Annotated in this window: 21 protein-coding genes, 1 tRNA gene and 6 pseudogenes; 6 read left to right on the top strand and 22 right to left on the bottom strand. The window is 57.5% G+C overall.

The window, feature by feature from the left end; translation table 11 throughout:
* Positions 1-702: 702 nt before the first annotated feature.
* Positions 703-1299: an NADPH-dependent FMN reductase gene (locus tag ACVBEG_RS08855; RefSeq protein ID WP_322179613.1), complete on the bottom strand. Its 597-nt coding sequence runs from the start codon at positions 1297-1299 to the stop codon at positions 703-705.
* Positions 1296-2150, bottom strand: coding sequence for a sterol desaturase family protein (locus tag ACVBEG_RS08850; protein ID WP_322179614.1), 855 nt, complete (start codon positions 2148-2150; stop codon positions 1296-1298). Before ACVBEG_RS08850 ends, ACVBEG_RS08855 begins: the two co-directional genes overlap by 4 nt.
* A gap of 67 nt (positions 2151-2217) precedes the next feature.
* Here ACVBEG_RS08850 and ACVBEG_RS08845 point away from each other — a divergent pair, with 67 nt between their 5' ends.
* Positions 2218-3180 (top strand): AraC family transcriptional regulator ligand-binding domain-containing protein, encoded by a 963-nt coding sequence (locus ACVBEG_RS08845; protein ID WP_322179615.1) that lies wholly within the window; start codon positions 2218-2220, stop codon positions 3178-3180.
* A gap of 168 nt (positions 3181-3348) precedes the next feature.
* On the opposite strand, the pseudogene ACVBEG_RS08840 reads toward ACVBEG_RS08845, so the two are convergent.
* A pseudogene (locus ACVBEG_RS08840) lies at positions 3349-3471 on the bottom strand (IS30 family transposase); the annotation flags it as partial.
* Between ACVBEG_RS08840 and ACVBEG_RS08835 the strand changes: the two are divergent.
* Positions 3461-3664 (top strand): annotated as a pseudogene (locus ACVBEG_RS08835) (SGNH/GDSL hydrolase family protein); the annotation flags it as partial. The pseudogenes ACVBEG_RS08840 and ACVBEG_RS08835 sit on opposite strands and share 11 nt — an antisense overlap.
* Before the next feature lie 39 nt (positions 3665-3703).
* On the opposite strand, the pseudogene ACVBEG_RS08830 reads toward ACVBEG_RS08835, so the two are convergent.
* Positions 3704-3936: pseudogene (locus ACVBEG_RS08830) on the bottom strand (metal ABC transporter solute-binding protein, Zn/Mn family); the annotation flags it as partial.
* Between the two features lie 77 nt (positions 3937-4013).
* Between ACVBEG_RS08830 and mltA the strand changes: the two are divergent.
* Entirely contained in the window at positions 4014-5162 is a 1149-nt protein-coding gene (gene mltA, locus ACVBEG_RS08825; protein WP_322182728.1) for a murein transglycosylase A, read from the top strand.
* A gap of 134 nt (positions 5163-5296) precedes the next feature.
* Here the strand turns inward: mltA and ACVBEG_RS08820 are convergent, their stop codons facing one another.
* Positions 5297-5578 carry a DUF3303 domain-containing protein gene (locus ACVBEG_RS08820; RefSeq protein WP_322179616.1) on the bottom strand — a complete coding sequence of 94 codons (282 nt, stop codon included), beginning with the start codon at positions 5576-5578 and terminating at the stop codon, positions 5297-5299.
* Positions 5579-5868: 290 nt separating this feature from the next.
* Here ACVBEG_RS08820 and ACVBEG_RS08815 point away from each other — a divergent pair.
* Positions 5869-6018: pseudogene (locus ACVBEG_RS08815) on the top strand (SAM-dependent methyltransferase); the annotation flags it as partial.
* 55 nt (positions 6019-6073) lie between these two features.
* Here ACVBEG_RS08815 and ACVBEG_RS08810 read toward each other — a convergent pair.
* Positions 6074-6409: a hypothetical protein gene (locus ACVBEG_RS08810; protein ID WP_322179617.1), complete on the bottom strand. Its 336-nt coding sequence runs from the start codon at positions 6407-6409 to the stop codon at positions 6074-6076.
* Positions 6410-6638: 229 nt separating this feature from the next.
* Positions 6639-8366: a gamma-glutamyltransferase gene (ggt, locus tag ACVBEG_RS08805; RefSeq protein WP_447107585.1), complete on the bottom strand. Its 1728-nt coding sequence runs from the start codon at positions 8364-8366 to the stop codon at positions 6639-6641.
* A 211-nt stretch (positions 8367-8577) separates the two neighbouring features.
* Between ggt and ACVBEG_RS08800 the strand changes: the two genes are divergently transcribed.
* Entirely contained in the window at positions 8578-8808 is a 231-nt protein-coding gene (locus ACVBEG_RS08800; RefSeq protein ID WP_447107584.1) for a type VI secretion system contractile sheath small subunit, read from the top strand.
* A 39-nt stretch (positions 8809-8847) separates the two neighbouring features.
* Positions 8848-9371: pseudogene (locus ACVBEG_RS08795) on the top strand (type VI secretion system contractile sheath domain-containing protein).
* A gap of 156 nt (positions 9372-9527) precedes the next feature.
* On the opposite strand, the gene ACVBEG_RS08790 reads toward ACVBEG_RS08795, so the two are convergent.
* The 15 genes and pseudogenes from ACVBEG_RS08790 to phnG all read right to left on the bottom strand — a co-directional run bounded on the left by ACVBEG_RS08790 (position 9528) and on the right by phnG (position 21245).
* Complete coding sequence (locus ACVBEG_RS08790; protein WP_323569190.1) at positions 9528-10076, bottom strand: DUF4174 domain-containing protein; 549 nt, start codon at positions 10074-10076, stop codon at positions 9528-9530.
* Positions 10077-10455: 379 nt separating this feature from the next.
* Positions 10456-11220 carry a methyl-accepting chemotaxis protein gene (locus tag ACVBEG_RS08785; protein WP_407074629.1) on the bottom strand — a complete coding sequence of 255 codons (765 nt, stop codon included), beginning with the start codon at positions 11218-11220 and terminating at the stop codon, positions 10456-10458.
* 93 nt (positions 11221-11313) lie between these two features.
* Positions 11314-12345, bottom strand: a pseudogene (locus ACVBEG_RS08780) (cache domain-containing protein); the annotation flags it as partial.
* 501 nt (positions 12346-12846) lie between these two features.
* A tRNA-Asn gene (locus ACVBEG_RS08775) sits at positions 12847-12922 on the bottom strand.
* Positions 12923-12997: 75 nt separating this feature from the next.
* Positions 12998-13519 carry a superoxide dismutase [Cu-Zn] SodC gene (gene sodC / locus ACVBEG_RS08770; RefSeq protein ID WP_447107583.1) on the bottom strand — a complete coding sequence of 174 codons (522 nt, stop codon included), beginning with the start codon at positions 13517-13519 and terminating at the stop codon, positions 12998-13000.
* A gap of 89 nt (positions 13520-13608) precedes the next feature.
* Positions 13609-14025 (bottom strand): SRPBCC family protein, encoded by a 417-nt coding sequence (locus ACVBEG_RS08765; RefSeq protein ID WP_322215769.1) that lies wholly within the window; start codon positions 14023-14025, stop codon positions 13609-13611.
* Between the two features lie 131 nt (positions 14026-14156).
* On the bottom strand, positions 14157-14906 hold the full coding sequence (gene phnP, locus ACVBEG_RS08760; protein WP_322179623.1) for a phosphonate metabolism protein PhnP: 750 nt from the start codon (positions 14904-14906) through the stop codon (positions 14157-14159).
* Positions 14897-15466, bottom strand: coding sequence for a phosphonate metabolism protein/1,5-bisphosphokinase (PRPP-forming) PhnN (phnN, locus tag ACVBEG_RS08755; RefSeq protein ID WP_322179624.1), 570 nt, complete (start codon positions 15464-15466; stop codon positions 14897-14899). The genes phnP and phnN overlap by 10 nt, the downstream gene beginning before the upstream one ends.
* The gene (locus ACVBEG_RS08750) at positions 15466-16626 is read right to left on the bottom strand and encodes an alpha-D-ribose 1-methylphosphonate 5-triphosphate diphosphatase (RefSeq protein ID WP_447107582.1); all 1161 of its coding nucleotides are present in this window, start codon (positions 16624-16626) and stop codon (positions 15466-15468) included. The genes phnN and ACVBEG_RS08750 overlap by 1 nt, the downstream gene beginning before the upstream one ends.
* Positions 16620-17336, bottom strand: coding sequence for a phosphonate C-P lyase system protein PhnL (gene phnL, locus ACVBEG_RS08745; RefSeq protein ID WP_322179626.1), 717 nt, complete (start codon positions 17334-17336; stop codon positions 16620-16622). The genes ACVBEG_RS08750 and phnL overlap by 7 nt, the downstream gene beginning before the upstream one ends.
* A 55-nt stretch (positions 17337-17391) precedes the next feature.
* Positions 17392-18216 (bottom strand): phosphonate C-P lyase system protein PhnK, encoded by an 825-nt coding sequence (gene phnK / locus ACVBEG_RS08740; protein WP_447107581.1) that lies wholly within the window; start codon positions 18214-18216, stop codon positions 17392-17394.
* Complete coding sequence (locus ACVBEG_RS08735) at positions 18213-19088, bottom strand: alpha-D-ribose 1-methylphosphonate 5-phosphate C-P-lyase PhnJ (protein WP_447107580.1); 876 nt, start codon at positions 19086-19088, stop codon at positions 18213-18215. Before ACVBEG_RS08735 ends, phnK begins: the two co-directional genes overlap by 4 nt.
* On the bottom strand, positions 19085-20176 hold the full coding sequence (locus ACVBEG_RS08730; protein WP_322179629.1) for a carbon-phosphorus lyase complex subunit PhnI: 1092 nt from the start codon (positions 20174-20176) through the stop codon (positions 19085-19087). Before ACVBEG_RS08730 ends, ACVBEG_RS08735 begins: the two co-directional genes overlap by 4 nt.
* Complete coding sequence (phnH, locus tag ACVBEG_RS08725) at positions 20176-20790, bottom strand: phosphonate C-P lyase system protein PhnH (protein ID WP_447107579.1); 615 nt, start codon at positions 20788-20790, stop codon at positions 20176-20178. Before phnH ends, ACVBEG_RS08730 begins: the two co-directional genes overlap by 1 nt.
* Positions 20790-21245, bottom strand: a complete 456-nt coding sequence (gene phnG, locus ACVBEG_RS08720; protein ID WP_322179632.1) for a phosphonate C-P lyase system protein PhnG — start codon at positions 21243-21245, stop codon at positions 20790-20792. Before phnG ends, phnH begins: the two co-directional genes overlap by 1 nt.
* Positions 21246-21249 lie beyond the last annotated feature (4 nt).

The raw sequence follows: 21249 nt of genomic DNA, 5'->3' as shown, positions 1-21249 counted from the left end.
TGGGCCGAGGGTAGCGTGTTGGGTGGGGAATGGCCAATCAGGACATGCTGCGGAACGGGATACTCCAAGGCTCTAGCATCGGTGTCAGTGGGTTGTATTGATAAACAATCTCCCCGAGAATCGAAAACTTACTGAATAGCCCCTGGTTTCATAGACAGCTTGGAAGGCTGCTTGGGGGCTGCGGAGCTTCGGTTTCAAGCTCTACGGTTCCGATTTACCAAGCCCTGGGTTTTCGCGTATGTGGAATCCAGGTTGTTCAGGTTGCAATGCGCTGGGGCATTCCAAGGCCTCAGGGAATCATGCCGATGGTCAACGTGGAAGCTTTCGAGTCAGTGCAGATCGCAAGTGTCGCAACCAACAGAGTCGTCAAGCAAAAAGACGGGGACATACTTAATAAAGATCGAGAAAAACGCATTAGCGAGATAATGAATTTTCTTGGAAGCCAGCTACCCATTCAGCATATGACTATCAGTGATTAATCAATCAACCCATGCAGGTCAATCGAGCGGGTTAGTGTTTACGCCTTAAGCGACCACCCAGCGCCCCCCTCTTTGTTTCGCAAAGAGGGGGTATGTGACCTGAACGCCGGTAAAAAGTGCGAGCAGGTGAATTATTCAGTGTCTCCTCAGGGGCATAGTTTGAGTGCTACGCCCCATATAATTGATTGACTGCGCATTGTATTGGGGTGGAGGTTTTTATGAATTACATACCATTGGAGAAGTCCGGCTGATACATATCGATATCGTTACGCACTGTTTGCAACGTTTTATCGTAGCAACACAGCATATGCAAAGCCCAATCGGCACGCGCCCGAAGGCGAATGTCATTTTCGTCTTGAGGTTCTCCATTGTTCAGCATACTTTCAACTTGCCTGACGATCAGTTGTTCCGGGAGGTAGGTGATCCGGCAATTTTTATAACTGGACCCACGTAACTCAGCGATAGGATAGGCGCCCCCTAATCCGGCCGAAACCCCCACCAATAGCGCTGGCTTATGTCCCAATTCGGCGAGACCGGCGTAAAGGAAGAAATTTTTTAAGGCTGGGCAAGCCATGCCGTTCCACTCCGGACTGATGACGACCAGCGCTGTTGCTTTTTTAAGAATTGACTGCTGTTTGCTCCAGACGTTATCAGTGTCTTTCTCCGGCCAGGGTGGTAGCCGGCTTGATGCTAAGTCTATTAAGTTTATTGACTCGCAAAGTTCGAGTCTTTCTAATCGGTCGCGCAGATAGTTGGCGACCTTGACCGATTGACTGTCTGATCTATTCGATCCAGACAGCAGAACGATATGACTACTCATCGTGCCACCTTCTGCTCAGCAGTCACAGTCGGTGCCACGCAGCGGGATCGAACAACTGGCCAGAATAATTCCTCTTTCCAACTGATCGGCGACAAGTGCTCGATACCATAAGCCGGTGGACGACGGCGCGTAATCTTTGCCGTCCCGAACAGTACATCCCAAAGAAACAACATATTGCCAAAATTACCTTTGTAATGCGTGACGCCATCCTCAGCCGTCAAACCGTGATGTGCAGAATGAGTGGATGGCGTAGAGAAGGTGCGCTCCATTATCCAGACAAGAGGCCGCAAAGCAGGAATGCGGTAAAGTTTATCGTCCCAGGCGACACTGCTGTGCGCCGCAAAAATCACGGTCATTTTCAAGATCAAATAAACGTAATAAACCGGTGCGAGACCAAGATAAATTAGCATACCGGACAGCCAGATGCCCGGCATCAGTAGATAGTAAAAACTGTTATTACGATAGACGATGCGAATACTCATGTAAGGTGCTGAGTGGTGAGCGCGATGCAGGGCATATAGCGCGGGGACGCGGTGAGTCAGGCGGTGCCACCAATACTGGGTCATGTCATCCAGCAGCACAAACAACACAAATCCGGCAATCCACGGGATCCCGGCCAACGCGTCTTTCATATTTGGCAAAAGCTGATTTAAGATCAAACCGCTTAGCCACATCACCAAAGGGAACGTGATGGCTACCATTATGCTAGACCCGATGACCTCAATCAGCACGTCACGTTTGCTGCTTGACGATTGGCGAAACGATTCGCAGGCAAGCTCTATTAACACGAAGGCAAGGAAAATTCCGGCGACGATAAAGGTTGGGTTGCTGGCGAGCATTGTTGTATTCATGGCACTCTCGATTTAGGCCCTTGCGGGCAATGCCAAATAATTAGAAACCAGGAGTACGGCGCCTCCAATGCGTGAAACGGACAGAATTGAGCTAGAACCGGCCAATCGCTCGAACCAGCGTTTTCATCGCGGCAGGCTCGGCCAGGTGTTGGAGCGTTTTCTCGACAGCCACGCCCAGCATAAAGGTGCAGATTACAGCTTGGTGGAGCTGGATCAGCTATGGCGTGAGGCGGCGCGTATTGACCCCGCCATTGGCATGAAGCTGTTCACACTGTTCACACCTCAGGACTGGCACGTACTGGCTTATCTGTGCCTGTACAGTCCAGACGTTGCCTCTTCAATGCAGTACTGGGCTCGTTACGCACCGCTGGCATCGGACACAGACAGTGTCAGGTTAGTGAATGACGAAAACGGCTTCGGGTTAGAGCTGGGCATCGACGCACCGGGTGAACTGAGGCGCTATCTCACCGAGCACTACGGCGCCATGTATATAACCCTACTGCAACGCGGAACTGGCCAGGAAGTTTGTCCCGTGCTGGCAAAATTCACCCATTCGCGTCCGTCGTATTACAAGCAATACGCGCAATCGTTCGGAGAGCGTATTGAGTTTGACTGCCCGGCTAACTGTTTTTACTTTGATTCGCGTAGCCTGGGTCTTCCGATGCTGACTCGGCATAACGGTATGCTGGAACTGCTGACTCAGGAACTGGACCGGCGAATTGCAGTGTATCGAAATTTCAGCGGCTGGGCCGCCAAGGTGGCGGCTGGGGCGCGACGGGCAATGTCGCGAGGTGAACCCCCGACTCTGGAAAACCTGGCAGAGACCCTTCACCAGACACCGCGCACATTACGTAGACGCTTGGAAGAGCAAGGCACGACGTTCCGGCAGTTGCTTGATCAGGTTCGCGCAGAACTGGAATTGCATCTTGAATTGCAGGGAGAATCTCGAGCAGAGATTGCTGACCAGTTGGGCTATAACGATTTGACGGCCTATCTCCACGCCCGTAATAGATGGCGCGTAAAAGTGTAAAGGGGCGATTGAATAGCCGCGGGGTGTTTACCGCCCCTACCCGTTCGTCAAACGCCGAACGTCAGCCCCTTGGCAATTACAAGAAAATCAAAAAAACCTTATTCGGTTAAAACCACAAAAATTTGAAATATTCAATTACGGCGGTTGCAGGAGCTGAGTGCAACACGGTTATTGAATTGAAGACGGTGCAGCATGATACATACCCATCACCTCAGTAATCACTTCAATCGGGTATTTGAAGCCAAATCGCTTACGAGGGCGAATATTCATTTGATAAGAGATGGCGTCCAAGCCGATTCAAATCGTCGCGTTTGGAGCTAGCCAGACCGCAGGGAAAATTGTCAGTCGGGACCAAGCATACTCATCGCAACTGGAGCGGCGATTGAGAACAGAAGGTTTTAATGTAAATGTCGTAAATCAGGGTTCAAGTGGCGACACAACAGAAGATGAGCGCAATAGGCTGGAACGCGCAATTCCGATCGGCACAGACATTGTCCTCTTCCAACCGGGAACCAACGACTGCGGCCGCACTGTTCCAGGCATGAGGGTCGGTGACGTGCTTCCCATCCTCTTCCATGCTGCGGGTCTTGAGCTCGTGGACAGGACCACTGACTCGCCTTGATACTCGGAGGCGTTGATCAGGCGATCAAGCCACTCTTCGAGATGAAAACCACTGACGAACGCCACGTCAGCCTTTTTCAAGGCCTGAGCGTCAGCCGGGGTCGGCTCGTAAACATGAGGATCACCATTGGGCCCGGCTACTGGATTTGACGCCAGTGGCAGGTTTCACCAAGCTACGGCCCTCGAATCGTCCATCTGGAACACATTGCGTGATTAACCACCGTTTTCACTGGCGCAGGCTTTTACTCTGCGCGGCTCCCCTCATCGCCCTGCTGGCGGGTTGCGATGGCGGCGCCCAAAAGACAGAACCACCTGCGGCAGCCACCTATGTCATCGGCAACTGGGACGATCTGCCCGCCGTCAGCGATAGCGACCTGCAGGCTGGTTTCAACGCCTGGTATTCAGCGTGCGCACGACTGGCCAGTGATCCCGTCTGGAAAGGCCCGTGCAGCGCAGCCACTCAGGTGCCACCCACCACCACCGCGATTCGCGATTTTCTCAAGACACAGCTGCAGGTGTACGCCCTGCGTTCGGCCGACCGCAGCAAGCACGGACTGATCACCGGGTATTACGAGCCTATCTATCGGGGCAGCCTCGAACGTACCGAGGAAACTGCAGTGCCGGTCCACGGCGTTCCCGACGATCTGGTGGTGGTGGCGCTGGACAGCCTCTACCCCGAACTCAAAGGCAAACGCCTGCGCGGTCGCCTCGAAGGCCGAACACTCAAGCCCTATGACGATGCAGCCACCATTGCACGCCAAGGTGTGAACGCCCCTGTGCTAGCGTGGCTGAGCGACCCAATGGACCTGCAGTTCCTGCAGATCCAGGGGTCTGGCCGCATCCAACTGGATAACGGTCAGCAATTGCGCATTGGTTACGCCGACCAGAACGGCCATCCCTACAAGCCGGTGGGCCGCTGGCTGGTCGAGCAGGGTCAACTCAAAAAAGAAGACGTGACCATGGGCCGGATCCACGACTGGGCCCGTGCCAACCCGGATCGGGTTCCGGAGTTACTGGCGAGCAACCCTAGCTACGTATTCTTCAGCCGACGACCTGACAGCAATGAAGGCCCGCGCGGCTCATTGAACGTGCCGCTGACGGCGGGTTACAGCGTGGCGATCGACCGCAAGGTCATCCCCTTGGGCAGCCTGCTCTGGCTCTCCACCACACGCCCTGATGGCAGCGCGGTGGTACGGCCCGTCGCCGCTCAGGACACGGGGGGCGCCATCGCCGGCGAAGTTCGCGCCGATCTGTTCTGGGGCACCGGCACCGAGGCCGGTGAGTTGGCAGGCAACATGAAACAGCAGGGCGAGATCTGGCTGCTGTGGCCAAAAGGGGTTGCGTTGCCTAACGCGCAATAACGGCCGGACCTGAGGCACTAATCAGCCCTGTTATCGCGTAAGCGCCTGGTGCCCTGAAACAGGGACACCCATTAGCCGGTCTCAACTCAAGGCTAATGGGTGTCCCTTTTTTATCAACGCTTTCTCGACGGAAACTAGTGCTTGCTGACCGCTGCTGCCAGTAGCGGAGCAGCCTGTTCATCGGTCAGTGCCGGGTGAATCTCCATACTCATGAGGTCACTCCACTCAAGCACCCATTTCTGCATCAGCGCAAGATCACTGGTTTCTGCGACGCCAACGCCCGTCATGCGACCTATGGCATGCCAGCGTCCCAGCATGGTCACGCCTGCGGGTGGAACGGCTCCTGTTTTGAGAAAACGCTCAATCGCGCTATTACGACGTTCGGGACTGATTGACCAACTGACAATGAATAGCATCTGCCACCTCCTGATAGGGATTGGCACCTGTTCTTCTCTTCACGCACCTGGCTGGCGCCGCGACCACGGCCACGCGTCTGTTCCCGGGCCACACCCTGGCAGGCCTGAAACGACTGCTCCCATGGGAAGGAATAGCAGCCTCCCGAGCCTTGCGTATGACCGCTGATCCTCTTTCCTTGAATCTACCTCACCCAGCGCAAGCGCCAGATCTGCCGAGGCAGCGACGAAGAGCAACTGCGTATTGCTTAGAGGCGGATGACACTTATTGATCGCGACCACCGCCGAACAGGTTTCAGTCACTCAAGCCTGACGGTACGATTCTGCGGGTGGAATCTTACGCCAACGACAAGCTCCGCGAGAACATGAGCCCCGTGGAACGGCGGTACTACGTCGCCTCAACCTTTATCTGCACACCGAACTCGCAGTCTCAGGAGGTCGGTCACGCTCCAGTTCATTGATGGCAGGGGAATGCCTGCTTAGCTGACCCGTGAACGGCTAACCCAGCTGATCAACCATCACCGCGTTGGTATAGATTAAGCTGCCATCACTCGCCCGATGCCCGACCAAATGGAACTGACCGCGTTGGTCACTCAAATAGACGCGCAATTGGCAATCGGAGAGAGGGCCGTATCCCTCCGGGAGGATCAAGTCGATCGAGCTCATATCGACATCGACCATGACTTCAGGCTCGTGGGTCTTCTGTAAGTGCTCTTCGGCTTGCTCTAGAAGCAAATGGACGGGTCCACTGACGTAAAAATGGATCTCCCCCACAGGGGTGGACTTTTGCTCGCCGCTGATTTTGCACCAGCCTTCGATCGTCAGGGCATTCATGACTAAACCTCCTGATGTGAACCATTGGAAACTGTATGGACTCATTGAGTATTACGACAACATGCGGACGCTCAAGGTTTCAAAAAAACCTCAGGAAGAACCGCAGTGAGGGGGTCATGTTCGGACTCCTATGCCGGAAACCGCGCATCGTGATTGATTCGCGGCGTCGGATGCGGGCATGTACTTGCACCGGTCAGCGAAACCCTGAAACAGGGCTTCGCATCACTCATTAATAGCCCAGTGAAAGTCCCGAGCCCTGCCGCGGATCATTCGCGCCATAGAAACGGTTCTTGCCGACGGGTTTTCCGCCGAGCGAAGGCGCTCCGACTAAAATCGCCGCAACATGGTTGAACGGCTGTGGACCGGTGAACTGCTGCCCCCAACCTTCGAGAATTTTCTGGGTATCAGGGCTGACAGCGAACGCTTCAAGATTGGTCTCTTCCGGCAACCACTGCTGATGGAATCGTGGGGCATCGACCGCTTCCCGAATGTTCATGCCGTAGTCGATCACATTGAGCATTGTCAGCAATGTCGCCGTGATAATGCGGCTACCACCTGGGGTGCCGACGACCATCACGGTTTTTCCGTCCTTGGTGACGATCGTCGGACTCATTGAAGACAGGGGTGTTTTCCCTGGAGCGATAGCATTCGCCTCACCTTGTACAAGACCATACATATTGGGAACGCCCACCTTGGAGGTGAAGTCGTCCATCTCGTCGTTGAGGATGACCCCGGTCTTGCTGGCCATGACCCCCGCACCAAACCAATCGTTCAGTGTGTACGTCACCGAGACTGCGTTGCCCCACTTGTCTACGATCGAATAGTGCGTGGTGTTGTTGCCCTCGTGAGGAGCCACCCCCGGCTTGATATCGCGAGAAATACCGGCTTTTTGCGGATTGATAGAAGCACGGAGCTTCGCCGCATAATTTTTATCCAGCAGGTGAGTCAGCGGATTTTTGACAAAGTCGGGATCGCCCAGATAGCTGTTGCGGTCGACATAGGCGTGCCGCATGGCCTCAATCTGGTAGTGCAGCCCCTGAGCCGAATGGAAACCAAGGCTTTGCATTGGGTAGCCATCAAGGATATTCATGATCTCGCAAATAACGACACCGCCCGAACTCGGCGGCGGAGCCGAGACGACGTGATACCCACGGTAGTCGCACTCGATAGGCGCTAGTTCGCGGGTCTTATACTTATCAAGGTCGGCCTGGGTGATGATGCCCTTGCCCGCCTGGCTTGAAGCCACGATGGACTCGGCAACCCAGCCCTTGTAGAAGCCGTCGGTACCCTTGGCGGCAATTTCCCGTAGCGTCTTGGCCAAATCCTTTTGCACCAATTTCTGGCCAACCTGCATCGGCTCGCCTTTGCTCAGGAAGATCGAACCTGAGTCGTGCATATCTTTCTTGAACTCGTCGGTGGCGGTTTCAAGCAGGTCGACGTCACCCTGCTCAAGCACGAAGCCGTCCTCGGCGTACTTGATTGCCGGCGCGATGACCGTGGCACGCTTCATCGTGCCGTATTTCTTTAACGCCAGCTCCATGCCTGACACGGTGCCCGGGATGCCGACTGCCAGGTATCCCTTTGTGCTCAGGTTCGGGATGACGTTGCCATCCTTATCGAGGTACATGTTCGCAGTGGCCGCCATGGGTGCCTTCTCGCGAAAATCGAGGAAGGTCTTGCGGCCATCGGCCAACTGGATGGTCATGAAACCGCCGCCGCCAAGGTTGCCTGCCGCAGGATAGACCACCGCCAGCGCATAACCGACCGCCACCGCCGCATCGACCGCGTTGCCGCCGTCCTTGAGGACATCGACACCGACGTGGCTGGCCAGATGCTGGGCCGTGACTACCATGCCGTTCTCTGCGGCAACAGGGGCTTGCGAAGCCGCGTGTACACCGATGGAACCAATAACGAATGCCGTCGCAATGAGCGATCTGGCAAAGGGTTGGAACTTCATGGGCCAATTCTCTTGTTTTAAGGTAAGGGAAGGCTGCGTGGGCAGTTGCCAAAGTCCCGACTCTACAGCTCTCATCCAGTGCCAATGCCAAGAGACCTTGCAGCGCCACGTTCGATCAAATGGCAAGATGCCAACAGCCAAGAGACTGTAGGTCAGTTTTGACTCGCCCGCCCCGCTTTCCACAACGGCACAGGCAAGAGGAACCACACAAGTGTCTTGCTCGGCAGCCTCCAGCCTCCAGAAACGAATCACGTTCACCGTCCAAAGCGCGCTATCCGGACGTGTAGAACCCCTGAATATCGAGCTGACCTTCAGCACGTTCAGCGATTTCAGCGATTTCAGCCCGGAGAAAATCCTGAGCCAGGTCCCTGAGTTGCAGGATCTTTCCAGTGACCAGGTCCATGCCCAGATCAATCTGATTCTTCACAGTAAACCGCTGTAAGCCCTTGAAGCATCATGGCGCGGACTGCACCAACGGATCATGAATACAGAGTCGGGGCCTTTGCTGACGTTGCGCCTGCTTGACGTGACCAAGGAAGAGCTGCGCCTTGACCTGGAAAGCGCCGTCGATTTCGACCAAAGCCTGTTGTTCCCGCGGGTGCCCAAGCATCGAGATAGCTCCTTGGGTGGCGGTCCGTTCGGTGTTTTGACGACCTGGACCGGCCACGCGAGTTATCAACGATATTCGAGAGCATCGAGTGCATGGACTGGCTGGCGTTCCGTGACAGCGAGAATTCGCGCTACGTCGCCATGGTGGTGCCGCGCTATCTGGCCCGCTCGCCTTACGATGCGCAGAACTGTCCGGTGCCGGAGATGCCGACCTTCACTGAAGACGTGCATTTGAACGACGTCAGTCAAGCCGATGATCCAAAAGCAGACCCCTGCACAGACCTGGACAAGTTTCTCTGGGGAAATGCCGCCTGGCTCCTGGCCCAGCGCATCACTGAAGCGTTCGCCCAGCACCACGAGTGTGCCGCCATTCAGGGCATTGAGAGAGGAGGGTGAGCGGTCTGCCGGTTTATGCCTTCAACACCCGCCTTGGCTCGCTGCTGCCTCACATCCTGGGGACCTCCCGCTTTGCCCACTACATTGAAGCGATCTGACCGTTTCGATCAGGGTGGAGGTTGAACTACCTGGATAAACGTCCACCCTCTCGCCCTTTCAATCATCCAGCGCCTTGGGTGGCACGCCGGGTTTACCCGGCTTATCAGGCTTGCCCGTCTTGCCCGTACGAGTTGACGTGGCCTCGGGCGCAGGTGGCGGTGGCGGTGCCGAGGTCTCTTTTTCTTGCGCGGGCAGCTGGTCGATAGTGCTGAAAATCTCCTTTGGATCGATGGGGCCGGAGTGTTCGATCTTCTTCTCGCCGTCCTTGCCCACCAGAATGACCTTGGCCTGGGCGCTGGCGCCCAGCTTCAGTTCGCGGATCAGCGCCATGGTAGTTTGCGCGTCCAGGTCCTTGCCGTTGCGCTGGCCGATGGTGTTGACCACGGTGTAGAGCACCATGTTGCGTTCGGCGAAGGCCGCGCGGTTGGCAGGCTCTTCCAGGGCTTTTTTCAGGTTAACCAGCGTTGGGTCCACGGCACTGGGGGCGATGATGATCAACGGACGGGATCGTCCGCGATCCTGAGTCAAGGGGGCATCGCTGTCGGCAGCCAGCACCGGACCGACGCTAGCGAATAGCATGGCAAGGATCAGTGACCGGATGAGCATACGCATCTCCTTTTTCGATACCACGCATCGTTCGTTGAGAATTGCATCCGTGCGGCCTCAAGCTCAAGGCGCATCCGGCTGCACTGACCTGAAGCTTAGGCCAGAGTGCCCATCACGCAACCACGCCCTGAAGATGCTTTGGTTTCAATGTCGCTCACGGCAGCACAAAGTCAACGATGCTCGGTAGCCCGCCATTGGGCAACCGTGGATTTTCCAGAGCCGGACGCTCCAGCGATGGCCAACCTGGCTTACACCCAGCCCATTGAGAATCCCTTCGTGAGTATACGGAGCTGATCCAACCCGGGTAGGTGGTTAAATGGGTCATCAGAGGCCCGCTGCCAGCGGTCACTCTGATGACAATCAGCATCAGGACTAAAGCCTATATCCGGAAACTGCCCACCAACTGTTTAAGGCGACCCGCCTGTTGCTCCAGATCAGAGCAGGCGCGCAACGTTGTCTGAAGGTTTTCCACCCCCTCCTGATTGAGCGTGTTGATCTCGGTGATATCCATGTTGATCGCCTCGACAACGGCGGTCTGTTCTTCGGTAGCGGTAGCGACCGACTGGTTCATACCGTCGATTTCGCCGATGCGTTGGTTCACGCTGCTCAAACGCTCCCCCGCAAGGTTGGCAACGACGACGCTGTCCTGACTATGGCGCTGGCTTTCAGCCATCGTGCTGACCGATTCACGGGCACCGACTTGCAGCTCGTCGATCATTTTCTGCACCTGTTGGGCCGATTCCTGAGTGCGATGAGCCAGGTTGCGGACCTCGTCAGCCACCACCGCAAATCCACGTCCGGCTTCCCCTGCCCGCGCTGCTTCAATGGCCGCATTGAGCGCCAGCAGGTTGGTTTGTTGAGAAATGCTGGTGATCACTTCGAGAATCTGCCCGATGTTCACGGTTTTGCTGTTGAGCGACTCGATATTACTGCTGGAGGCGCTGAGCATCTCGGACAACTGATTCATCGACTGAATGCTTTTATCGACCACCTGCTGACCTTCCCCGGCCAATTGCCGCGCATCGCTGGCCTGACGGGAAGCTTGCGCCGCATTGCGCGCGATCTCCTGCGCCGCCGCGCCCAATTCGTTGATCGCAGCTGCGACGCTGTGGGTACGATTGGCTTGTTCGTCCGAGTTGAGCATTGATGAGTTGGAGGCGCAGACCACCCGCGTTGCCACCTCGTTGAGGTGTTCAGTGGCCGAGGACACTTCGCGGATAGAGCCGTGAATTCGCTCAACGAAACGGTTAAATGCGGTACCCAGAATGCCAAACTCATCCTGAGTCTGGATGGTCAGGCGCTTGGTCAGGTCACCCTCACCATCGGCGATGTCCTGTAGGGTGCGGGTCATGACATACAGGGGCTGCATCAGAAAACGGATCAGCATGCCAAGCAACGCAATGATGATGACGACCGCGATGATGGTCGCGACAATCGCAGAGGCCCGGAACTCGCTCAACATTGCGTAGGCTTTATCCTTATCCACGGACAGGCCGATGTACCAGCTAACCGAGGACAGGCCTTTGATAGGACTGAAGGTGACGATACGGGTTTTACCGTCGACCTGGACTTCACTGATATTGCCGCTGATCGGTGGCGTGTCTTTCGGGTAAATGTCTTTGAGGGTTTTCATCACAAAGGCTTTGTCTGGATGAACCAGAACTTTGCCGTCGGAGCTGACCAGAAAGGCATAACCCATGCCGTCGAAGTCCAGCGCGTTAATACTGTCGGCAATGGTTTTCAGACTCAAATCACCACCCACTACTCCAAGGTTTTGACCGGCCTTTTGCACGGCATCAACAATGGAAATCACCAACTCGCCAGTTGCCAGATCAATATAGGGTTCAGTCAGTGCCGAAACGTTGCTGCCTTGCGCACCTTTATACCAAGGCCGTATGCGTGGGTCGTAGCCGTCCGGCATCTTGCTGTCTGGCCGTATAGTAAAACTGCCATCCGAACCGCCGAGGTAAACGCTCATAAAGCTGGAAGTGAGGGCTTTCTGGTTGAGCACATTGCCCACGTTCGTTGCGTCGGGATTAAGCGCAACAGATTGCGAGAGGTTTTCAATGAGCAGGGTCCGCCCGTTCAGCCAGGTCTGAATGTTGCCTGCAGTGGCGCTACCCATTTCTTGCAGGTAGTTCTTCAGATCGGTGCGAATCGCATTGCGCTGCAAGTAATCGTTGTACAGGGTAAAGAGTGCGAAGGTTGTAATCACGATCAGCGAAGCGGCCAGCAGAATTTTATGGCTGAAGCGCAAATTGTTATTCATGGCGTCTAGTGTCCGCTCGGGTCTTCATGACCAAGGGCTCCCTTTCTCCGAAAGAGCGCGAAATGGCCATTATTTTTTGGAGGGCAAACCGGTTATTCCTCCGTTCCCTTGAGGAGCATCCGCGTTCTTCAGTCTTTTCTGGGCTATCGCTTCTGTATCGACAGCAACGAACTAAAGATTAACCAGAAATGTAAAAAATAATGCACAGCCATCGCGCGTGCTGACACTTGGCTTTTTTCAGACGAAAACGCACACAAACAACGTGCAGAAACAGGTTGCAAAGGGTGCTGGAGGGATAGCTGGAGGGGATGAAAAAGATTGGGTAAGGTACTGGGAGGACCAGCTTTGCCCACGTAGCGCTTTTGGGCAATGAGCTGAAAATCTAGCGAACCGCATGATGATCGCGGCACCGGAGCAGCGACAATGCAAGCTGCGTGCCTTGATTAATCAGAAGCGTGCAAGCCAGCGCTCAACGGCCTGAAACTTGCACCTTGAAGGAAGTGGCTCCACGACCTGGACTCGAACCAGGGACCCAATGATTAACAGTCATTTGCTCTACCAACTGAGCTATCGCGGAATGTGGTCTATGTTACTGATTGAAAAGGGCAAGTCAAGCCTTCGGTAAAAATTTCCTTGCCCTGTCTGGCCAAAATCAGATGACCCCACAGGCCATGCGACCACCGCCACCACCCAGCGGTTTTGGCGTGTCGGCATGGTTGTCGCCCCCGGCATGGACCATCAACGCATGGCCATCAATGTCGGAAATCTTTTTGATCCGCGGCGCGAGCACCGGATAGGTCGCGGTGCCATCGGTATTTACGTAGATCGCAGGCAGATCACCCAAGTGACCTTTACCGTATGGCCCAAGGTGTTTGTTGGTGCCCTGCGGATCGAAATGACCTCCGGCCGCCTCTGCCGCAGACTTTTTACCGTCTTTCAATGCGGCCTCACAGCTGCTGTTCTGATGCACATGAAAACCATGTACCCCAACAGGCAAGGATTTCAGGTTGGGCGTGAACAGTACCCCATATTCTGTTTCGCTAAGCGTAACCGAGCCAATGGCCTGAGGCAGACCGTCAGCGCTCACCAGATTCATCGAGACTTCTTTCGACGCGGCTTGGGCAACGCCGCACGACACTGCCCCCATCAATACCAACCAGCCATACAACTTCATGGTGCCTCCAGGGTTTATCGAAAAGAGCCTGGAGTATAAGAAGGAACACTTGTCAGCGGCCCATCTTACACATGACGACACGATGAACTTCAGCCTGGAAAGTTAGCCTTGAGTGCCTCAAGACCACCGTTATAGACACCGCTGAACAGCCCGACGGCTTCTGCATCGGTCACGCCGGCCGGGGTGAAGCTGCCCGACCATTCGACCTGAGTCACCTGTTTGCCCGCCACTTCCCGGACCTGCACCTTCGCCAGATAATCTGTAACCGGAAATGGCCCCTGATCAATGGAGTAAGTGTAGGTGCGCGCCTTGTTATCGAAAGTCTGGAGTCGTTCGACAATCACCGCGCCGTCGTCAGTCTCCAGGTGACGCACGCGCCCACCCTCGCTCGCTTCGCTTTTGGCAATGAACGGCAACCAGTCGGGCAATGAGTTGAACCCCCCTATCAGCTGCCAGACTTGATCGGCAGTCGCTGGAATTTCGATCGTTGCAGACGCTTTAGCCACGGTATTTCTCCAAGCAGGATTCGATGGATTGGGAAAGGCTCAATTGAACAGGCGGCTAATATCATCAATTTCAGCCGCACGCTGAATCACAACGCTCAGCAACACAGCGCCGGGTGAAATCCACTGCCTTGTCACAGCACCATACCATCATGCGCAACGATCACCCTTGCCGGCAGTTGATGCGCCTCATCCAGCAACCAGGCATCCAGCGTGTGGCCAATATGGGTCAACACCGCTTGATGCGGCTGCAGGTCGGCGATGCAAGCCAGCGCCAGGTTGAGATCGTTGTGGTTGCGGGGTGTCTGGGCTTGGGGGGGCATGGAGCAGTCCAGCACCAATACATCGAGGGGCTGGCATTGCAGAAAATCGCGAGTCGACTCTGGCAGGCCGACGGTGTCGGTGAGGTAAGCGATGCGTCGCCCCTCACCTTCAAGCAGGTAGCCCAGCGTGGGCTTTGAATGCATCAACGGCACCGCGGTCACGCTCAGGGCACCGAACTGCCGCGTTTCAAAGGCAGCAAAGGGCCGACTGAAGTCGAGAATACCCGGGTGTTTGTACAGGTCGGAAAAGCCTTCTGGATCGACCGGCCCATGTACCGGAATGACCCATCCCTGGCCCCAACGCAAATGCAGCAGGCCTTGTGCGTGGTCCGCGTGGTAATGGGTTTGCAGGATGCCGTCAAAGCTGCGCGGCGGGAAACGCTCGGTAATGTCGGTCAGGCCCGTGTCGATCAGCCAGCGTTGGCCGGCGCATTCAATCAGAGCGCTACACGGTAGACGGCGCAAACGCTGGTCCGAGCGTGCAGCGGCGCACGCCGGGCAGTCGCAACCGTAGACCGGTACCTGACGCGCATCGCCGGTGCCCAGCAAAGTCAGGTGCATGCGGGCTCTTTACCTATCAGTTGCAGCAGCCGCTCAAGGGTCTGTTCGATGGGGCCGGAGTTATCCAGCAGCCACAACGCCTTATCCTCAGCTGCCATCAAGGCCGCAGCGAAATCGGCATTGCGCGCCAATCGTGCTTCGATCTCCGGCAGTGATTCACGACCACGGGCCTGCAAACGCTGACGCAACACGGCCTGATCCACCGTTAACAGCAGCGCGAGCAACCTCGGATAGCGTTGATGCACTTGAGGCAGATAAGCACGCGAGCCGTTGACCAAAACATCCAGCCCGGCCTCCAGCCATTCGTCGATTTCCTTTGGGATCCCGTAGTGCAAGCCATTGGCTTGCCAGCTCAAGGCGAACGCTCCCTCGTCTTGCATCGCCATGAACTGCTCGATGCTGACCGCTTGCGCCGCCTCACCGACCGCTTCAGCCGAACGGGTGATGACCCGCCGCACGATCCGGCAGCCCTGATCGGCTAACGGCTCACGTGCAGCGTCGAGCAGGCTGTCCTTGCCCGAACCTGAAGGTCCGATGAGATAGATCAACCTGCCCGCCATCAAAACACCCTCTTCGCTTGTCGCCAAACCTGTTGAATCACCGGTAATCCGTCCTGACGTCTAGCGTGAATCAGGTCGGCACGCAGCCCGACCCGGATCTCACCCCGGTCATTGAGCCCGGCGGCCTGGGCCGGGGCGCGACTGACCATGCCGACGGCTTGAGGCAGATCACAATCGTTATGCCGCTGGTCTTCGTGCCGGGCAGCCAACATAAATGCCGCCTGCAACAGACTGGCCGGATAATAATCGCTGGAGAGGATATCCAGTAGTCCTTCTTTAGCAAGGTCGGCCGCCGCCACATTGCCCGAGTGCGAACCGCCACGCACGATGTTCGGTGCGCCCATCAACACCCCCATGCCCAGACGATGGGAGCCCCGTGCTGCTTCCAGGGTGGTCGGGAACTCAGCGATGGTCATCCCGTAGCTGGCCGATTCTTCGACGTGCGCCAGGGTCGCATCATCGTGGCTGGCCACCGACAGACCGCGTGCCAGGCAATCCTCGACAATGGCGCGCCGGTAACGGCTACTGAACTCACGGGAGTTAGCCATCTGGGTGACGATGAACGCGTCCATCTCGACCGTCGTCAGGTGGTACTTACCCATGTAGTACTCGCGGTACTTGGACTCCAGGGCGAACTGACGCTGACCTGGCGAATGGTCCATAACCGACACCAGTTGCACCAGCGGATTCTCCACCAGATCGCGGAACACGCTCAGGGTGTCCGGGTGGCACAGTTCACAACGCAGGTGCAGACGGTGTTCGGCGCGGGTCAGGCCAGCGGCATTGGCCGTAGCGATGGCGTCGAGCATCGCTGGCAATTTCTGCATGCGATTGCCCTTGGGGTTTACGTCACCGATGGACAGCGCATCGAACACCGTTGTGATGCCCGCAGCCACGATCTGCGCGTCATGACTGAGTACAGCCGAGGTCGATGGCCAGTCAACACCGGGGCGCGGCGTCATGTGTTTTTCCAGGTTATCGGTGTGCAGTTCGATCAAACCCGGCAGCAGGTAATCGCCTTGCAGGTCATGTGCTTGAGGCAGCCTGCTGCTGCCCTCGTCCACCTCGACGATCAGGCCGTTACGCAGCACCACCGTACCGTTGAAAACCCGGTCGGCGGTGACCAGTTGCGCGTTGCTAAGGATCTGTTCGGTCAGCATGGCAGTGATTCCTTTGCCGTCGGAGCATTCGGGGTCATGTCGAGATGGCGGTCGGCGACCGCTTCACGGGCAGCACGGTCGTGAAAAATACCGATCAAGGCAGCCCCTCCCGCTTTGGCTTCGTTCATCAGTTCGAGTACAACCTGACGATTGGTGTCATCCAGTGACGCCGTGGGTTCGTCCAGCAGCATCACGGGCCAGGCGACCATGAAGCCGCGAGCGATGTTCACCCGCTGCTGCTCTCCGCCAGAGAAGGTGCCGGGCGCCAGCTGCCACAGGCGCTGCGGAATATTCAGTCGTGCCAGCAGGTTTTCTGCGCGGGCCTTGGCCAACGTCTTCGACCAGCCTCGCGCCAGTGCCGGCTCCATGACCACGTCCAGACTGGCGACACGCGGGATCACCCGCAGAAACTGGCTGACATAGCCGAGGGTTTGCTGGCGTACGGCCAACACATCACGCGGTTGGGCCCCGACCAGTTCCAGCCAGCCACCTTCATGTTGCACCCGAATGCTGCCACCCGCCGGTAGATAGTTGCCGTACAGCGTGCGCAGTAAGGTGCTTTTACCCGCACCGGACTGTCCATGCAGCACCAGGCATTCGCCTGCATTGACGGTAAAGCTCAGGCCGTCCAGTACGTTGAGCACCACACCGTTCTGCTGATGTAGCGTAAAGGTTTTCGAGAGGTCGCGGACCTCGATCAGCCTGTTCATCAAGCACACCCCAAAAAGACGACGGCGGCCGGGGATCGCCCGGCGGATGGACGGATCACGGTTGCAGTACCGAAGACACCAGCAGCTGCGAATACGGATGCTGCGGGTCATCAAGGATCTGATCGGTCAGCCCGGCTTCCACTACGTTGGAGCGCCGCATGACCATCAGCCGGTCGGCCAACAACCGCGCCACGGCAAGGTCATGGGTGACAATCACCACCGCCAGGTCCAGCTCCCGTACCAGACCACGCAACAGGTCAAGCAAGCGCGCCTGGACCGAGACGTCGAGCCCCCCTGTCGGCTCGTCCATGAATACCAGGCGCGGACCGGAAACCAGGTTGCGGGCGATCTGCAAGCGTTGTTGCATGCCGCCAGAAAACGTACGCGGCAGGTCGTCAATGCGCAGCGGGTCAATTTCCACCTGGGTCAGCCAGTCGATTCCGGCGGCCCGCAATTGCCCATAGTGACGTACGCCTTGAGCCATCAGTCGCTCACCGATGTTGGCGCCAGCCGACACGCCCATGCGCAGGCCATCGCGCGGACTCTGTTCCACAAACCCCCATTCGGTGCGCAGCAAAGTGCGGCGTTCGGCTTCGCTGGCGCTGTAGAGGTCGAGCCAGTCGCCCTCTTTACGTCGATACGCGACGGCACCGCTGTCGGGCGGGCAACGGCCGCTGAGCAAGGACAACAAGGTCGATTTGCCCGAGCCGGACTCGCCGACGATGCCCAACACTTCGCCGGGGTACAGGTCGAAGCTCACGTCCTGACAGCCTTTCTCCGGCCCGTATAAACGCGACAGACCCCGTACTTCGAGCAGCGGCTGCGCACGGTCGGCTTGCCGGTCCCGCAACCGCTGGGAGTGTTGCACTGGGTTGTTCATTGACCGGCCTCCTGTTCGCTGCTGCGCTGGGCGCAATAGTCGGTGTCCGAGCAGACGAAGCTCTGGGTGCCGGCGTCGTCGAGGATCAGTTCATCCAGATAAGAGTCGCGGCTGCCGCAGATCGCGCAGCACTCTTCCCACGTCTGGATTGCAAACGGGTGATCTTCAAAATCCAGACTCACCACCCGGGTGTAAGGCGGCACGGCGTACAGGCGCTTTTCACGACCGGCGCCGAACAGCATCAACGCTGGGCTCATGTCGAGCTTCGGGTTGTCGAATTTTGGAATCGGCGACGGGTCCATCACATAGCGATCATCGACCATCACCGGGTAGGCGTAGCTGGTGGCGATGTGGCCGAAGGTGGCGATGTCCTCGTAGAGTTTCACGTGCATCACCCCATAGTCGTTCAGCGCGTGCATGGTCCGGGTCTCGGTTTCCGACGGTTCGATAAAGCGCAGCGGCTCCGGGATTGGCACCTGATAGACCATGATCTGATCCGCGTGCAGCGGGGTTTCCGGGATCCGGTGACGGGTCTGGATCACCGTTGCTTCCGGCGTGCGTTCGGTGGTCGCAATGCCAGCGGTGCGGGCAAAAAATCGCCTAATCGAGACCGCATTCGTGGTGTCATCCGCGCCCTGATCGATGACCTTGAGCACGTCATCAGCCCCAAGAATGGCTGCGGTCATTTGCATGCCACCCGTGCCCCAACCATACGGCAGCGGCATTTCGCGACCGCCAAAGGGCACCTGATAACCGGGAATCGCCACGGCCTTGAGCAGGCCGCGCCGAATCATGCGTTTAGTTTGCTCATCGAGATAAGCGAAGTTGTAGGCCTCGTCGCGCACTGGACGGTCATGCGTCACGCTGTTCATTGCTGACTCTCCTGCACAGTGGCCTGCACGGCTGCGGGCTTGCGCAGCTTGCGGATCAGTTCCAGCTCGGACTGGAAGTCGACGTAGTGCGGCAGCTTGAGGTGCGATACGAAACCGGCCGCCTCGACGTTGTCGCAATGGCTGAGGACAAACTCCTCCTGCTGCGCCGGCGACTGGATTTCTTCGTTGAACTCCTCAGCCCGCAGTGAGCGGTCCACCAAAGCCATGCCCATGGCTTTACGCTCGGCATGCCCAAACGCCAGACCGTAGCCTCGGGTGAACTGAGCGAGTTCCGCGCCAGAGCCAACGAACTGATTAACCATTTCGCACTCGGTCACTTCGAGGGTGCCGATGGCGATAGGAAAGCCGAGCTCTTCCGGTTCGATCCAGACCTCCACTTCACCGATGCGGATTTCCCCGGCGAACGGGTGATTGCGTCCATAACCGCGCTGGGTGGAATAGCCCAGCGCCAGCAGAAATCCTTCATCGCCACGGGCCAGGGCCTGCAAGCGCTGGGCACGGCTGGAAGGGAACTCCAGAGGATCACGTGTGATGTCGGCAACGGCTTCGCCACTGTCACTCTCAGTTTTGATCAAGCCTTCCTTGGCCAACAAACCGAGGACGCGCGGGCAAGGTTCGAGTGTCGCGCCCTCCTCTACGTGCGGTCCCGGATGTTCGCCTTCAGCCAGCAATGTGAAGTCCAGCAAGCGATGGGTGTAGTCGAAGGTCGGGCCCAACAGCTGCCCACCCGGCACATCCTTGAAGGTTGCGGATAAGCGTCGGCTCAGTTGCATGACCGAGGTATCAATCGGCAGGCTGGCGCTGAAACGTGGGAGCGTGGTGCGATAGGCGCGCAGCAGGAAGATCGCCTCGATCAAATCCCCGGCGGCTTGCTTGATCGCTAGGGCGGCCAACTGCTCGTCGTACAGCGATCCCTCGCTCATCACTCGGGCCACGGCCAATGGCAGTTGCTGACGAATCTGCTCGACTGCCAACTCCGCAATCGTGGTGTCACCGCGGCGCTTTTTCGCCAACAAACGGTGGGCATTGTCGATGGCCTGCTCGCCACCTTTTACGGCTACGTACATCAGGCAAACTCCTCAGCCAGGGTTGTTGGATTCACGTGGCTGATGCGGGTATTGCGCGGCAGACCGATGACGCTGTGCCCGGCGAGAAAAAACGCATCCAGCCCTCGGGGGAAATTGTTGTGTGCGTCGCGCTCGCTCCAGAACCCGTCAGACAGTGGCAAGGCGACCCGATTTTCGTGCTGGATGCCGGGGCCGCGCCACGCCAGAGGATGCCCGCCATCGAGCTGAGCCAACTGGATCAACAAGGTGCAGGACTGATCGGGGTAACGGTCATTGCCCGGATCGAAGCCCTGTAAATCACCAAGCTCGCTGCCATCAAGCAACGCAAAACGTGCCTGTTCACGACGGCTGACCATCGTGCAGCCACAGTGAAAGGCCAGATTGGCGCGAATCATCGGCGTATCGAATGCTGGCGCCAGCCACAGCGGCGTGTCGACATCGAGCAGCGCCAGACACAGCGCGTAGCTCGCTGGCGCCAGCCCTTCCAGCGGCGGAGCTTGTTCCAGCGGTTGGGCCACACCCGGCCCGGCCAGGGCCTTGAGCGCCGCACGGAAGCTGCGCTGAGCGTCCAGCACCGGGTCGGCAAATGCCGGTTGCAAAAGGGTTGTACTCATCAGTCTTCTCCTCGGACCAAGGTAAAGAACTCGACCTTGGTCGCTGCGGTTTCAGCGTCTTTTTCGGCGCGGCGTGCGGCGTGGGCGCAGGCCAGGGGTTCGATCAACTCACTCAACCAGCGCGCCTGTTGCGGGCCTTGCAGATGCGCGTCGGCCAACGCGGCCAGTTCGGCATGAGCCTTGTCGCGCCCGGCCAGATAGCTGTAACCGGTGCGCCCATCCGCCAGGCGCACTACACAGCGGGTCACGCTCATCTCACCGACGTTGAACGGCGCACCGGTGCCGCCCATGCGCCCACGGACCAGGGTCATGCCGATTTCCGGAGCGCGAATCAGTTGATATTCGGTGTCACGCAGGGCCGCTTCATGGCCACTCAATTCGCCACGGTGGGCACGGGCGAGTACGCCGATCCACTGTTGTCGGGCTGCGTGCGGGGCTACAGGAGCGGAACTCATCGTC

It is taken from the genome of Pseudomonas sp. GG8 (assembly GCF_052976945.1).
The sequence above is the reverse complement of the archived record's forward strand: the minus strand, read 5'-3'. Positions and strand labels throughout refer to the sequence as shown.